The sequence below is a fragment of the Nocardia sp. NPDC050712 genome (assembly GCF_040654295.1).
Classification (GTDB): Bacteria; Actinomycetota; Actinomycetes; order Mycobacteriales; family Mycobacteriaceae; genus Nocardia.
Window position 1 is genome coordinate 190,569 of sequence record NZ_JBFAHT010000002.1, and the last position, 13,519, is coordinate 204,087.

The 13,519-nt window shown below is 69.6% G+C and carries 11 protein-coding genes; 6 read left to right on the top strand and 5 right to left on the bottom strand.

Annotated elements, in window-relative coordinates; translation table 11 throughout:
• Positions 1-88: 88 nt before the first annotated feature.
• Both AB0H76_RS11235 and AB0H76_RS11240 read right to left on the bottom strand, forming a co-directional pair.
• Complete coding sequence (locus AB0H76_RS11235) at positions 89-409, bottom strand: transcriptional regulator (protein ID WP_357321004.1); 321 nt, start codon at positions 407-409, stop codon at positions 89-91.
• Positions 397-861: a hypothetical protein gene (locus AB0H76_RS11240; RefSeq protein WP_357321007.1), complete on the bottom strand. Its 465-nt coding sequence runs from the start codon at positions 859-861 to the stop codon at positions 397-399. The genes AB0H76_RS11235 and AB0H76_RS11240 overlap by 13 nt, the downstream gene beginning before the upstream one ends.
• An 84-nt stretch (positions 862-945) precedes the next feature.
• Here AB0H76_RS11240 and AB0H76_RS11245 point away from each other — a divergent pair, with 84 nt between their 5' ends.
• From AB0H76_RS11245 to AB0H76_RS11255, 3 genes are all read left to right on the top strand, one after another.
• Entirely contained in the window at positions 946-1,374 is a 429-nt protein-coding gene (locus AB0H76_RS11245) for an SRPBCC family protein (protein ID WP_357321010.1), read from the top strand.
• 112 nt (positions 1,375-1,486) lie between these two features.
• Entirely contained in the window at positions 1,487-2,977 is a 1,491-nt protein-coding gene (locus AB0H76_RS11250) for a phosphatase PAP2 family protein (RefSeq protein ID WP_357321012.1), read from the top strand.
• A gap of 9 nt (positions 2,978-2,986) precedes the next feature.
• A complete protein-coding gene (locus AB0H76_RS11255; protein WP_357321015.1) occupies positions 2,987-3,487 on the top strand; it encodes a nucleoside deaminase in 501 nt (166 codons plus the stop codon).
• Between the two features lie 7 nt (positions 3,488-3,494).
• Here the strand turns inward: AB0H76_RS11255 and ligA are convergent, their stop codons facing one another.
• Positions 3,495-5,486, bottom strand: a complete 1,992-nt coding sequence (gene ligA, locus AB0H76_RS11260; RefSeq protein WP_357321017.1) for an NAD-dependent DNA ligase LigA — start codon at positions 5,484-5,486, stop codon at positions 3,495-3,497.
• Between the two features lie 95 nt (positions 5,487-5,581).
• Between ligA and AB0H76_RS11265 the strand changes: the two genes are divergently transcribed.
• The 3 genes from AB0H76_RS11265 (at position 5,582) to AB0H76_RS11275 (ending at position 8,838) form a co-directional block, all read left to right on the top strand.
• Entirely contained in the window at positions 5,582-6,277 is a 696-nt protein-coding gene (locus tag AB0H76_RS11265; protein ID WP_357321019.1) for a DUF2993 domain-containing protein, read from the top strand.
• A gap of 123 nt (positions 6,278-6,400) precedes the next feature.
• The gene (locus AB0H76_RS11270; protein ID WP_357321022.1) at positions 6,401-7,426 is read left to right on the top strand and encodes an alpha/beta hydrolase family protein; all 1,026 of its coding nucleotides are present in this window, start codon (positions 6,401-6,403) and stop codon (positions 7,424-7,426) included.
• A gap of 224 nt (positions 7,427-7,650) precedes the next feature.
• Positions 7,651-8,838 carry a phospholipase D-like domain-containing protein gene (locus AB0H76_RS11275; RefSeq protein WP_357326085.1) on the top strand — a complete coding sequence of 396 codons (1,188 nt, stop codon included), beginning with the start codon at positions 7,651-7,653 and terminating at the stop codon, positions 8,836-8,838.
• 1 nt (position 8,839) lies between these two features.
• Here AB0H76_RS11275 and AB0H76_RS11280 read toward each other — a convergent pair whose 3' ends face one another.
• A complete protein-coding gene (locus AB0H76_RS11280; protein ID WP_357321025.1) occupies positions 8,840-11,641 on the bottom strand; it encodes a hypothetical protein in 2,802 nt (933 codons plus the stop codon).
• On the bottom strand, positions 11,641-13,437 hold the full coding sequence (locus AB0H76_RS11285) for an HSP90 family protein (protein ID WP_357321028.1): 1,797 nt from the start codon (positions 13,435-13,437) through the stop codon (positions 11,641-11,643). The genes AB0H76_RS11280 and AB0H76_RS11285 overlap by 1 nt, the downstream gene beginning before the upstream one ends.
• Positions 13,438-13,519: the final 82 nt, after the last annotated feature.

The window sequence follows — 13,519 nt, forward strand, 5'->3', positions numbered from 1 at the left end:
TCCGGCCGAGCGAAATACGTTCTCGCACACTACGCGGCGGGCGGTCCCTTGCACAGGCCGGCGCGGTCGCACCGGGCACCCGGGCCGATCAGGTGCTGCCGGAGGGGATCCCGTCGTGGTTGTCCCGGGCGGTGCGGGTGAGCGCGGTCAGGGCCGCGAGGTGCTCGTGATACGCCTTGCGCCCGCTCTCGGTCAGCGCCAGCCAGGTCTTCGGCCGCCTGCCCACATATCCCTTGGTGATCGTCACGTGCCCGGCGGCTTCCAAGACCGTCATCGCCTTGGACAGGGTGGATTTGTTCAGGTCGCAGAGCTCGGTGACGGTTCCGAATTCGGCCGTGCTGCACCCGTCCAGGAACGCGACCACCTTCAGCCGGGGCAGCGAGGCGAACAGCTCGGTCAGTTCCGGCATGCGCCGGCCCGCGGCCATGCCAGGGCGAACCAGAACCAGCCGCCGATGATCAGGCCGAACGGAACGAACAGCCAGCGGAGGCTTCCGGTTTGGCCGCCCAGGTAGCTGCCCACGCCGGTCACAGTGGCCACCACCACCATGAACAACACGATCTGCGGCCACGATTCCAGGGGTGGCATCACCGTCCGTGGGATCACGCCGCCGCGTTTCCACGCCCGCTGCAACCAGGTCACGAGAACGGCGAACATGAGCGCCACCACGATTCCGGCAACGAGGACGGTGAGATCTAACGCCGGGCCGAACAATCCCATGTACATCAGCGTGATCCCGCCACCGCCCAGCAGCCCCGCGACCGGAGGCGCCCAGCGCGGCATGGGGGCCGTCGTCCGGGCTTGCCGCGTGAGAGCGGAAGCGATGTCCAGCGCCTGCTGCGGGGTTGGTGCGTCACTCACGAATGCGAGTGTACGGCAACTAGTTTCCATTCATCAACTGAATGTGGACCGGAATATCAGATCGCGACCGGTGTTGATCGCGGTATGACAACGTTCGACAACACGCTGACCATCGACCGCCCGATCGAGGAGGTATTCGCCTACCTCGCCGCGTTCGAGAATGTTCCGGCCTGGAATTACGCCATCGTCGAGACGGTCCAGGTTTCGCCGGGCCCGGTCGGAGTCGGCGCCCGCTACCGCCAGACCCGCTCGATCCCCGAGCCTGCCACCGAGGACTTCGAGGTCACCGAGTATCAGCCGGTGCGACGACTACAGATCCGCGGACAGCTCGGACCGTTCCCGGCCGTGGTGTCCTACGACCTGGAAGCCGTGGCCGGTGGCACGCGGCTGCGCAACACCATCGCGCTGGAACTCAGCGGGCCGCAGCGGCTGGCCGGTCCGCTGGTGAAGACCAAGGTCAAGTCGGCGGTCGCGGCGAACCTCGAGGTGCTCCGCAAGATCCTCGAGGGATAGGCGCCGCCCCGGCTTGATTGCGATCGCGCGTTCTGGGAAACCGTCGACAACGGACGGCACCCGGACCCGATGGTCTCCTGGCGGGTGCCGCGTAAGCGGTGGAGGTTGTGCATTGTCGGTCGACCGGCTCGAAGGCGGCATCGCGACGGACATCGACGACCCCGGTGGCCCGGATCCGCGCGACGAGAGCGCGGGCGTCGAACGATTCGTCGCCACCAGCGCGTTGGCGCTGGCGGGCGCGGCGGCGATCGGTATCGCGTTCAGCGCGCTCGCCCTGCTGGTGCGAGCACGCTGGGCGCCGTTGCAGACCGCGGATCAGGTGGTGGCGGACAAGCTGGTCGCCGTGGTGGCGGATAACGAACTGCTGCGCAAGGTGCTGACCGGCATCAGCACGCTGGGCGCGACCGTCACGCTGGCCACGATGCTCGCGGTGGCCGCGTTCTGGCTGGCCCGGCGCGGTCAGCCGCGCCTGGCGTTCTACGTGCTGCTCACCGGCGTCGGTGGTTCGATTCTCAATCTGGTCGTCAAACAGCTGGTCGAACGGCTGCGCCCGGTGGTGGAAACGCCGGTCTCCAGTGCCGGCGGGTGGAGCTTTCCCAGCGGGCACTCGATGAACTCGCTGGTGGGTTACGGCGTCGTCGCCCTGGTGTTCGTGCCTCTGCTGCGGACCGGCGCGCGGCGCGCGGTGACCGCGGCCGTCGTCGTGCTCGTGGTGGTCATCGGGCTGACGCGGATCGCGCTCGGCGTGCACTACCTCACCGATGTGCTCGCGGGCTGGCTGCTCGGAGCGCTGTGGCTGGGCTTGACCACGGTCGCGTTCTATCGCTGGCGGCGCGACTCGGGAACCGGTGACACGGGTCCGCTGCCCGGTGATGTCTCGGCGGACACCGAGGACGACCTGCGCCCCGTGCCGGTCCAGCACCCGCCCCTGATGTCGCATCCGTGGCGCGGGGTCGGTGAGCTCGCGGTCGCGTGGGTGCTGCTCGTCGGGCTGCTGATCGGTCTCGGCATGGCGGTGAAGTTCCTGGAATCCGATACCACTGTCCTGGACTGGGATCTGCGCGTGGTGACCGTGTTCGCCGAACACCGGACCTCCACCTGGACCGGCTTGCTGAACGTGTTCAGCGAAGTCGGCAATACCGTCGCGATCATCGCGGTCGCCCTGGTGGTCGCGGTGCTGGCGGTGGCGGTCTTCCGTAGTTGGCGGCCGGTGCTGTTCCTGGGCGTCGCGTTGCTCGGCGAGATCACGCTGTTCCTCACCACCGCCGCGATCGTCGATCGCGACCGTCCCCGGGTCGTCCATCTCAATCCCGATCTGCCGCCGACCGCCAGCTTTCCGTCCGGGCACGTCGCGGCCTCGGTGACGCTCTACGCGGGTATCGCCGCGCTGGTGTGGGCCCGCACCAACCGATGGCAGTACCGGCTGCTCGCCGCGGCCGCGCTGTTGATTCCGGTGCTGGTCGCGGTGCAGCGGCTCTACGCCGGTGCGCACCATCCGACCGACATCATGGGCGCGGTCCTGCTGGCCGCGGTGTGGACCGCGATCGTGTGGTGGGTGGTCGAACCGGTCGGCGCTTCGGATCGGTCGGTGCGGGCGCAGTAGCGTTGCTTCATGCCTGACATCGGGAACTACACCGCGGAAGATCTGCACCACCTGCGCCGCTGCGTCGAGCTCGCGGCCGAGGCGCTCGCCGACGGTGACCGGCCCTTCGGGTCGCTGCTGGTCGACGGGGACGGCAAGCGCCGCGCCGAGGACCGCAACCGCGAGATCAGCGCCGGTGACCCGCTGCGGCACCCGGAGATCGAGCTCGCGCGCTGGGCGCTGCGCAATCTGTCCGCCACGGAACGCGCCGAGACCACCATGTACACCTCGGGGGAGCACTGCCCGATGTGCTCCGGCGCGAACGCCCTGGCCGGCATCGGCCGCATCATCTTCGCGAGTTCCAGTGCGCAACTGACCAACTGGCTGACGGAATGGGGCAAGGCGATGCCCCCATTCCAGGCCCTGCCCATCACCGACGTGGCGCCCGGCATCCAGACCGTCGGCCCGATTCCGGAGCTGGCCGACCAGATGGCCGACCTGCACCGGAAGACACCCTGGCCGGACGCCTAGTGACCGGCTAGACGACCTTGGCGGCGATCAGCAGCGCCCAGATCTCACCCTGATCGACGACCTCGACGCCGAGCTTCTCCGCCTTCGTCAGCTTGCTGTCGCCGACGCCCGCGCCGGTGATGAGCAGATCGGTGCTCGCCGAGACCGAGGACGCCGCCGTCGCGCCGGCCTGCTCGCACAGGCGCTGGAACGTCGGGCGGGCGACCTTCTCGCCGGAGCGCGGATCGCTGATGGCGCCGGTGATCACCACCGACTTGCCCGCCAGCGGCGCACCGGCCGCGATGACCGGCGGCAGATCTTCCGCGCGCACATCGAGCGAGACGCCCAGCTCACGCAGCCGTTCCAGTTCCGGACGCAGGCGGGTCAGGTGCGCGGCCAGCGAGGCCGCGACCTTCGGCCCGATGTCGTCGACCGCCACCAGCCGTTCCTCGCCGGCGTCGGCGACCTCCTCCAGCGAACCGAACCCGGAGCGGGCCAGGCGAGCGGCGGTGCCGTCGGAGGCCATCGGGATCGCGAAGCCGATCAGCGCGCGGCGCAAGCCGACCTGCTTGCTGGCCTCGATCGAATCGATCATGCGCTGCGCCGAGACCTCGCCGACGCGATCGAATTCGAGCAGGCGTTCCTTGGTCAGCGTGTAGAAATCCGACGGGCGCTCCAGGATGCCCGCCTCGGCGAGACGTTCGATCCAGACCTGGCCGATGGCGTCGATATCGGCCGCCGCCCGGGACGCCCAGTGGATCAGCCTGCGCACCGTCTGCGCGGGGCAGGCGACGTTGGTGCAGAACAACTCCCGGCTGTTGCCCTGCTCGGTGACCGGCTGCCCGCACGAGGGGCAGACGGTGGGCGGCACGATCTCGCGCTCCTCGCCGGTGCGCTTGGCCGCGTCGAGCACGCCCGCCACGAACGGGATCACATCGCCCGCACGGCGCACCAGCACCGTGTCGCCGACCTTGATGTCGCGGGCGCGGATCACCTCCTGATTGGCCAGCGTGGCCTTGGTGACCGTGGTGCCGCCCACGAACACCGGCTCCAGCCAGGCCACCGGGACGATCTTGCCGGTCTTGCCGACATCCCAGACCACGTCGGCCAGCAGCGTCGTCTTCTCCTCGGCGGCGAACTTGAAGGCCAAGGCGCCGCGCGGGGAGTTCGACCGGGTTCCGGCCGCCGCGTAGGCCTCTCGATCGGCCAGCCGCAGCACCGCGCCGTCGAGGTCGTAGTCCAGATCGTTGCGGCCCTGCTCGACCGCGGTGATCGCGGCCTGCGCCTGCTCGGCGTCGACGCAGTGCCGCATCCGCGCGCCCGCGATGCCCAGCGCGCTCAGGCCCTCTTCCAGATCGAGCGCGGCCTCGTCGGTGGCGGCGTCCAGATCGAAGCCGAAGAATTGCAGGCGCCGTTCGGCCACCGTGGCCGGGTCCTTGGCGCGCAGCGTGCCCGCGGCGGCATTGCGCGGATTGATCAGCGGCTTGTCCGGATGCGCGGTGTTGTAGGCGACGAAGGTCGAGCGCAGCATCACCGCCTCGCCCCGCACCTCCACCCGCCCCGGGGTGTCGATGCGCTCGGGCACGCCGTCGACCAGCGCGCGGACCAGCATGGTGACATCGTCACCGGTGCTGCCGTCGCCGCGGGTGATGGCCCGTGCCAGCCGCCCGTCCTCGAACACCAGGGCCAGGGACAGACCGTCGAGCTTGGGCATCACCACCACGGGCTGGCCGGGGAAGCGGTTGAAGAACGCCACGACCTGCTCGGGCTTGGTCGCCTTCTCCAGCGAGAGCATCGGCCGCGAATGCCGGATGGGCGCGTGTAGCACCGCGGGCGCGCCGACCTGCTCCAGCGGATTCGGATCGGGCGCGAGCTCGGGATGCGCCTGGACCAGGCCGCGCAGCTCGTCCTCGATCACGTCGTACTCGGCGTCCGCGACCAGCGGCGAGCCCTGATAGTAGGCGTCGCGCAGCGCTACGATGCGGTCCGCGAGTTCTTGGATACGTTCCCCTGTTTCCACAGCCCAGACGCTACCGACACCCACCGACATTCGCGTCGATCGGCCGCGGGCCGCGCGGCACAGCATGATGGTGGGATGAACGGACTGGTGAGCGCATGCGCGGATTGCTGATATCGATTGTCGTGCTGGGGATACTGCTGGTCGCCGGCGACCGGGTGGCAGTTGTGCTGGCGCAGAATGAGATCGGCCGCAAGGTCGCCGCCGAGTACAACCTGACCCCGGATCCCAGCGTCGGGATCGGCGGCTTCCCGTTCCTGACCCAGGCCGTCGAGGGGCGCTACCGCAACGTCGACGTCCTGGTCGGGGAGTGGAGCGATCAGGACATCACGGTGCGCGATCTCGATGTGCGGCTGACCGATGTGTCCGCCCCGCTCGGCGATCTGGTCGGCGGTGACACCTCGAACCTCGTCGCCGCGACCGCGACGGCTACCGGCGTGGTGCCCTACGACACCGTGAAGGGCTTCGCGCCCGAGGGCGTGCGGACGATCTCGAACAGCCCGGAGGGCTTGCGCGTCACCGGCACCTTCTCGGTGGAAGGGATCCCGGTGCCGGGGACAGTCGTCGTCACCGTCGCACCGACCGCGGAGGGCTTCCAGGTCACGCCGGTCTCGGTCCAGGCCGCGGCCGGCGGGCCGACCATCCCGCTGGCCCTGCTGCGCAGCTCGCTCACCTTCACCGTGCCGTTGCAGCGGCTGCCGCTCGGGGCCCGGCTGACGGCCATCACGCCGAGCGCCGACGGATTGCTGGTGACCGCTGTGGCGCAGGACGTGCACTTTTCCGATCTGCCGTAAGGCAATTGCCGACCAGACCAAACCTGGTGCGGCAGCAGCGCGAATCTTTGCTCGACGTTGTTCCCGAAAGGCCCTCGCGGGCGGGAGCGCGGAATCTACCGAGCGAGCAGAGGAGAGACGCGTATGACAGGACTGCGATCGGTAGGGGGAGCGGCGCTGCGGTGGGCCTTGGCCGGGGCCTTGGTCTCGACCGGTTTGCTGGGTGGTGTCGCGATGGCCGAACCCGCTGGGGCCCGCGTGGTCTCGGTGGAAGGCCCGGAGGGCACCCAGCAGACCGTGCAGGTGTTCTCCCCGGCCATGGGGCGGGCGATCCCGATCCAGGTGCTGCGCGCCGCGAATCGGAGTGCGCCGCGCCCGACCCTGTACTTGCTCAACGGCTCCGGCGGCGGGCCGAACGGCAGCGGCTGGGACGCGCAGACCGACGTGATCCAATTCCTGCAAGCCAAGGACGTCAACGTCGTGACCCCGGTCGGCGGCGCCAACTCCTACTACACCGACTGGATCCGCGAGGATGCCAAGCTCGGCTTCAACCGGTGGCAGACCTTCCTGAACGAGGAACTGCCGCCGGTGATCGAACAGTTCCTGGGCGCCAACGACAATCGTTCGCTGGCGGGTGTCTCGATGAGCGGCACCTCGGTGCTCAACCTGGCCATCGCCAAGCCCGGGTTCTGGAAGAGCGTGGCCTCCTACAGCGGGTGCGCGCAGACCTCCGATCCCATCGGCCACGAATTCGTCCGCATCACGGTGGAGAACTGGGGTGGCGGCCAGAGCGTCGAAAACATGTGGGGCCCGGCCAGTGACCCGCGCTGGCGCGCGAACGACCCCCTGGTCAACGCCGAGGGCCTGCGCGGCACCGCCGTCTACCTCACCACCGGCAGCGGCATCCCCGGCGCCCCGCACGACACCCCGGCCGACGCCCGCGTCCAGGACGGCCGCATTCCGCTGCCGATCCAGATCGCCTTCGGCGGCCCGATCGAGGCGGCCATCCGCTACTGCACGATCAACCTCACCGACCGGCTCAACGAGCTGGGCATCCCGGTCACCCTGGAGGACCGCCCGACCGGAACCCACTCCTGGGGTTACTGGGAAGACGACCTCAAGGTCTCCTGGCCCTTCCTGGCCACGACGCTCGGCACCGGCGTCAACTGAGTAGTTCGACAGCGGCCGTGCTCGAGCCGAGCGCGGCCGCGTCGACTCCGAAACGATGTGAGATGCCCCGGAAGTGGTGATCCAAACGGGAGTCGAGCCGAATCGGTCGATGCCCAATGTCACATCACTCGGCGGCGCGGACTGCGTTGCAAGGCAGCAAGTGTGGGTATCACCGGCAGATGAACGGCTCGGAAGTGTCTCAGGTTCAGACGAGACCAGTTGTGATGAAGGAACTCCCGCACGCTCCCGAATCGGCGGAGCTGCGGATCACCCGCATTCGCCGGCGGCTGGAGCGGTTGATCGGCATCGCGGCGACCGAGGGGAACAAGCTGACTCCCCTGCGCAACGGCGATCAGATCTTCGCCGCCATGCTGGCCGGGATCGCCCGGGCCGAGCACACGGTCGACATGATGACGTTCGTGTACTGGAAGGGCGATATCGCCCGCGCCTTCGCCGAAGCGCTCGCCGAGCGGGCCGCCGCCGGTGTCCGGGTGCGGCTGCTGCTGGACGGTTTCGGCAGCCGGCTGATCGATACCGAACTGCTGGAGCGGATGGAGCAGGCCGGGGTGCAGGTGGCCTGGTTCCGCAAGCCGCTCTATCTCTCGCCGCTGAAGCAGAATCACCGCTGCCATCGCAAGGTGCTCGTCGTCGACGAGGAGACCGCGTTCACCGGTGGCGTGGGCATCGCGGAGGAGTGGTGCGGCGACGCGCGCAACGAGCGCGAGTGGCGCGATACCCACGTCGAGGTCCAGGGCCCGGCGGTGGACGGAATCGCCGCCGCGTTCGCCCAGAACTGGGCGGAGTGCCACGACGAACTCTTCGACGACCGTGACCGTTTCATCGATCACGAGCAGGCGGGCGGCGCCATCGTGCAGGTGGTGCGCGGCTCGGCCAGTTTCGGCTGGCAGGACATGCAGACCCTGCTCCGGGTGATGCTGGAGTCGGCCGAGGAACGCTTCCGGCTGGCCACCGCCTACTTCTCCCCGGACGCGTACTTCATCGAGTTGCTGTGCGCCGCCGCGCGCCGCGGTGTCGAGGTGGAGATCCTGCTGCCGGGCCCGCACACCGACAAGCGGGTCTGCCAGCTGGCCGGCCAGCACTTCTACGAGGACCTCACCGCGTGCGGGGTGAAGATCTACCAATATCAGCCGACGATGATGCACGCCAAGGTGATCACCGTCGACAAGGTCGCCGCGTTGGTCGGCTCGACCAACTTCAATCGACGCTCCCTCGACCACGACGAGGAGATCATGCTCGCGGTCCTGGACCAGGAGTTCACCGCCGCCCTGGACGCCGACTTCGAGGCCGATCTCGAGGCCAGCGACCGGATTCGGGAGGGTCGCTGGAAGCGGCGCTCGCTGGCGCAGCGGGCCCGGGAAGTGGCCGTGCAACCGATCCGCCGGTTCCTGTAGGTCAGGCCCCGGCCTCGGCCAGCGCCGCGGTCAGCACCTCGCGTGCCCGATGGTCGTCGGGGAGTTCGGCGAGCGCCGCGGTCAGTGCCGTGACCGCCTCCGGGCGCCGGTCGAGTTCGATCAGGAGCTGCCCGTGCTCCAGTCCGGCCCGGGCGGCCTGGTCGATCTCACCGAGCGAACGGAAGTCCGCGGCCGCCTTGCCCGCCCGGGTCACCGCGTCCGCGGGCCGGTGCGCGGCTCGCAGCACCCGGGCGGCGTTGAAGTCGCGGCGGGCGCTGTGCCAGGTGAGCAGTTCCGGATCGGGGTCGGCCGCGGTGAGTGCCTCGATGGCCTGGTCGGCCGCGTCCAGCGCGACAACGGCCGCCGCGGTGGCCCCGCTCCAGTGCAGCGACAGGGCCGCGCTGTAGCGGCAGTACGCGGCCCGGAGATAGTCCTCGGCCAGCGTTGCCGCATCCGCCGCCAGCCGGTACCGCTCGGCGGCCAGGCCGTCGCGGTCGAGCAGGTCGAGCAGGTCGGCGGTGAGTGCGAGGGCATACCCTTCCTCGGCGTGATCGCCTGCGGCACGGTCGAATTCGATAATCGCGTCATAGACCGACAGCGCTTGGTCGTCCTCGTGCAGCCCACGGAGGACATCGGCGAGCAGATAGCGGCAGCGCCGGGCGCTCGCACCGCGGTCCTGCTGTTCCAGACTCGCGATCACCTCCTCGGCCAGGTCGGCCGCGTCGAGCAGTTGCCCGGTCTTGCGGTAGCTGATCGCCAGACTCCATTGCAGGCCCGCGACGTCGGGCTGGTTCGCGGTCTTGGCGAGGGCGAGCGCGATGACCAGGTCGTTGACGGCTTCCGGGGCACGGTCGAGATGGTTGAGCAGGTCACCGCGCAGTCCGTGCGCGCGGATCCGCAGGTCGACCGAGCTGTCCGCGGTGAGCGCGGGGAAGACCTCGGTCACCGCGGACAGCGCATCCTCGATCTGATGCGCGTCGTACTGCAAGGCGGCCAGCCGGCAGGCGCTGGCGGCGATCAGCGCCGGGATATCGGCCGCACGATAGGCTGCCAGCGCGTCCTGGGCGGCCTGAATGGCTTCCGCGTGCTGCCCGCGCTCGTCGTGTGCGTGACTGCGCTGTATGGCGATATCGCCGTGCAGTCGCGGATCACCGGCTTCGGCGGCGCCGGCGGCCGCCTCGTCGAGCAATCGCGAGATCTCGTCCGGATCGGCGGTGAGTTGACCGCGGTGATCGGCGGCGAGCAACCCGCTGGTGAGACGCAGGGCGGCCCGGACCCGGCTTTCCGCGTCGGCAGCTCGGCTCAGCCGCGCATGGGATTCGCGCAGCAGCGTCACACCCGCGACGGCGTCGCCGTCGCGGCACCGCACGCCGCCGAGTAGACCCGAAGACGCCTGCTGACGATCCTGATCGCCTGCGGCACCGAAGAATTCGATCGCCGCCCGCAACAGGGCCTCGGCGCGCTCCGGATCCTCGTCCTGCATGGCCGCGTGGGCTCGAACCGTGGCGGCCCGCCCGGCCTGCACCGGGTCCGCGGGCTCATCGTCCAGGTGACGCAAAAGCGCTGCCGCCGTGCTGTATTCGCGCCGCACCTGGGCCTGTTCGGCGCGTTCGAGGATCTCGTCGGTGGTCAGCTCCGGGAATTCGAGCGGGACCGGGGGCACCGGGGTGTCGAGCCGGTGTTCGGCCACGGCCGATAGCGGCAGTCGATCGACGATCGGCTTGCGCTCCACAAGCGCACGCACGGTGGCGGTTTGGTGATCGGTGCCGTTGCGCTCGTCGAACCGGGCGGCGATCGACAGTGCGAGATCGGTCAACTCGGCCCGCAGCGCGGCGGCGGTGGGTTCGGCGGCGGGACGGTCGCCGAAGGCTGGACGGCGCACGACCGCGTTGTCGTGTCCGGCCTCGCTGACCGTGCGCAGCAGCAGTGCCGCGGACGCGGCGAACTTCATGGCGGCCAGCGGATTCGGCGCCCGATCGAGCCATGCCAGATGCCGGTCCAGCAGTTCGAGACCGCGCGCCTGATTCCCCGACAGCGCGCAGAACTGTAGGTGCACACTCATATCGGCGACATCCTGCGGCTTGCCGCGCAGGATGCGGTAGGCCCGGCGATGGGCGTCCCGGGCCTGATCGAGTTGCCCGGTGCGCAGATAGGGCAGGAGCAGCATGGTCAGGATGTGCTGCGGCTGTTCCCGGCAGGTGAGCTCGCCCAGCAGCACCGGCCCGGCCAGTTCGACGGCTTCGTGATCACGTCCGCGCTCGATCAGATAGGAGACCTTGTCGCTCGGATCGCAGCCCGCGCAGTCGGAGTTCTCGTCCCGGGGCGTGGTGCACCACCGCTCGTACCATTCCTCGGCGGCCGCGGCGTCCCCGAGATGACGGGCGAGTCGATGCCGGTAGGCATACACCGCGTGCAGGCTCTGGCCCTCGGTGCGATAGCGGCGCTCCATCTGATCCAGTGCGGCCAGCGCCCGATCCTTGGGCACCTCCGGGAATGATGTCATCGCGTTGACGGCGTGCTTGAAATACCACCGCAGCATCCGGGCGGCCCAGTGCGGATGCGCGCCCGGTTCCCGGTCGTAGTCGGCCAGGCAGCGGGCGAACGGCACGAACAACTTGGCCGGCTGCATGCCGCCGGAGTAGGACGAGACCAGATCCATGCGCGTCTCGAAGGCCAGCTCGGTGTGCGCACCGGCCTCCGCGTGCCGCAGAACCCCTTCCAGCGCGGTGTCTCTGGCGTCGCCGAAGGGCAGCCGAGCGGCCTCGTTCAGCAGCCGGCGTAGGTCTTCGGCGTTGTGCGACATCAGGATTCACCTTCGGTATCGTGCACGGCCCAGTCGAGCAGGCCGACGAAAGAGCGGTTGAGCAGGGCGATGTCGATCGGGCGCAGCGGATGCTGGCCGAGCAGCAGGGCCTGGCTGTAGAGGGCTTCGACCGCCGTGGTCACCAGGCGGGGGTCGGTCACCCCGCAGATACGGCGCACCAAGGGATTTCGGTGATTGAGCACCAACTGGGGGCGGTCGGTGCCCTGATCGGTGTCGAACGCGCCGAGCACATCCGCCCACAGGTCGTCGGCGATCGCCCGGGTCGCGCGGAGTTCGGCGCGATGCTGGGTGTCGCGGTCGAGCAGGTACAGGGCGGCGAGCGAGGGCGGGTCGAAGGTGCGCAGCGCGACCTCGCATTCGAGCCGGTCCAGGCAGCGCTGGGCGGTCGAGAGGAACGGCCGCAACGCCAGTTCGGTCGCCGGGTCCACCAGGTCGAAATGCGTGGCCAGTTCGGCGGGATCGAGCCGGGTGACCCGGATCTCGGGGTCGAGCGCGGGCAGCCGCTCCAAGATCTCGGTGAGGTAGGAGTAGCCGCCGTTGACCAGCCCGAGGCCCTGTGCGCTGGACACCGCGGCGAGCTGGCGGAACTCCTCCACCGAGGGCGTGTAGCGGACCTCGCCGAAGCGGCGGCGGAACTCGGCGAGCGGGATCCGGCCCGCGTTGGTCTCCACCGGCAGCCACTGATCGACCAGGCGCAGCATGTCGTCGTCGTGCAGCGCCAGCGCTTTCACACCCAGGTCGTGGATGTGCAGGAACTCGGCCAGGCCGGCGGGGTTCGAGGTCGACAGCTCGACCAGCCAGTCCCGGATCTGCGCGCCGATCGCCTCGCGGGTCGCCTCCAGCAGATCGTCCTCGTAGAGGGCTTCCCGGCTGGCGGTCGGGCGCAGTTCGGTGGTGTCGACCACGCAGCGCAGGAAGAACGCCCAGTCGGGCAGGAGCCCGGTGACGTTCTCGGCGAGCAGCATGCGCTTGAGGTAGACCCGGTGCCCGGTCTTCGCGGCGGGGTTGGCCGCCTGCGGCAGGACGAACGCGACACCGGTGAGCCCGGACTCGGCGCAGGTGATGTCGAAGGCGGCGAAGGGGGTGAACCCGAAGGTGTCCTCGGCGTACCGGGTCAACGCCACCTGGCGATCCGCGGGCGTGGGATACGCTGTCCGCCAAGGCAATCCGGGCGCGGTGATGCTTTCCCCGTCGACCGTGACCGGGAAGGGCAGCAGGGTGCCGAACAGTGCCGCGAGCTCGAGCACGGTGCGCTGGGTCACCCACTGGCGCATGTCCCGGCGCGGCACGAGGATCACCGTGGTCCCCGGTTCGGCGCGTTCCTCAGCGGCGCGTTCGACGCGGTAGCGGCCGTCGGCGTAGCCGATCCACCGCACCGTCGGCCCGCCCTTCGCCGAGCGCGTGAGCACCTGCGCTTCGTCGGCCACGAGGAAGCACGACAGCAGGCCGATGCCGAACTGCCCCAGGAACTCGTGCCGGGCGAACCCGAGCTCGTCCCGCTTGGCGCTGCGCCCGATGGTCGCGAGGAAGGTGTGCACCTCGGATTCGGTCAGGCCGATACCGGTGTCGTGCACGCGGATGCTGCCGTCCTCGGTGCGATCCGGGGTCTCGATGCGGACCTCGGCGGGCGCGTCGGCGTCGCTGCCGCGGCGCGCGGTGATCGCGTCCACCGCGTTCTGCAGTAGCTCGCGCAGATACACCCGCGGGCTCCCGTAGAGATGGTGGCTCAGAAGGTCGACGACCCCACGCAGATCGACCTGAAAAACTTGCTCCACCGGACACCCTTCGAACCACGCATATTGTTGCTCGGCCACTGTAGCGGCAGGTCCGGACACCTGCGGCTCGAGCCGGGGCGGT

Bases quoted from the DNA above. Each gene is read 5' to 3' on its own strand.
- AB0H76_RS11235 (WP_357321004.1), bottom strand. From the start codon at position 409: ATGCCGGAACTGACCGAGCTGTTCGCCTCGCTGCCCCGGCTGAAGGTG.
- AB0H76_RS11245 (WP_357321010.1), top strand. From the start codon at position 946: ATGACAACGTTCGACAACACGCTGACCATCGACCGCCCGATCGAGGAG.
- AB0H76_RS11255 (WP_357321015.1), top strand. From the start codon at position 2,987: ATGCCTGACATCGGGAACTACACCGCGGAAGATCTGCACCACCTGCGC.
- AB0H76_RS11265 (WP_357321019.1), top strand. From the start codon at position 5,582: ATGCGCGGATTGCTGATATCGATTGTCGTGCTGGGGATACTGCTGGTC.
- AB0H76_RS11270 (WP_357321022.1), top strand. From the start codon at position 6,401: ATGACAGGACTGCGATCGGTAGGGGGAGCGGCGCTGCGGTGGGCCTTG.
- AB0H76_RS11275 (WP_357326085.1), top strand. From the start codon at position 7,651: ATGAAGGAACTCCCGCACGCTCCCGAATCGGCGGAGCTGCGGATCACC.
- AB0H76_RS11280 (WP_357321025.1), bottom strand. From the start codon at position 11,641: ATGTCGCACAACGCCGAAGACCTACGCCGGCTGCTGAACGAGGCCGCT.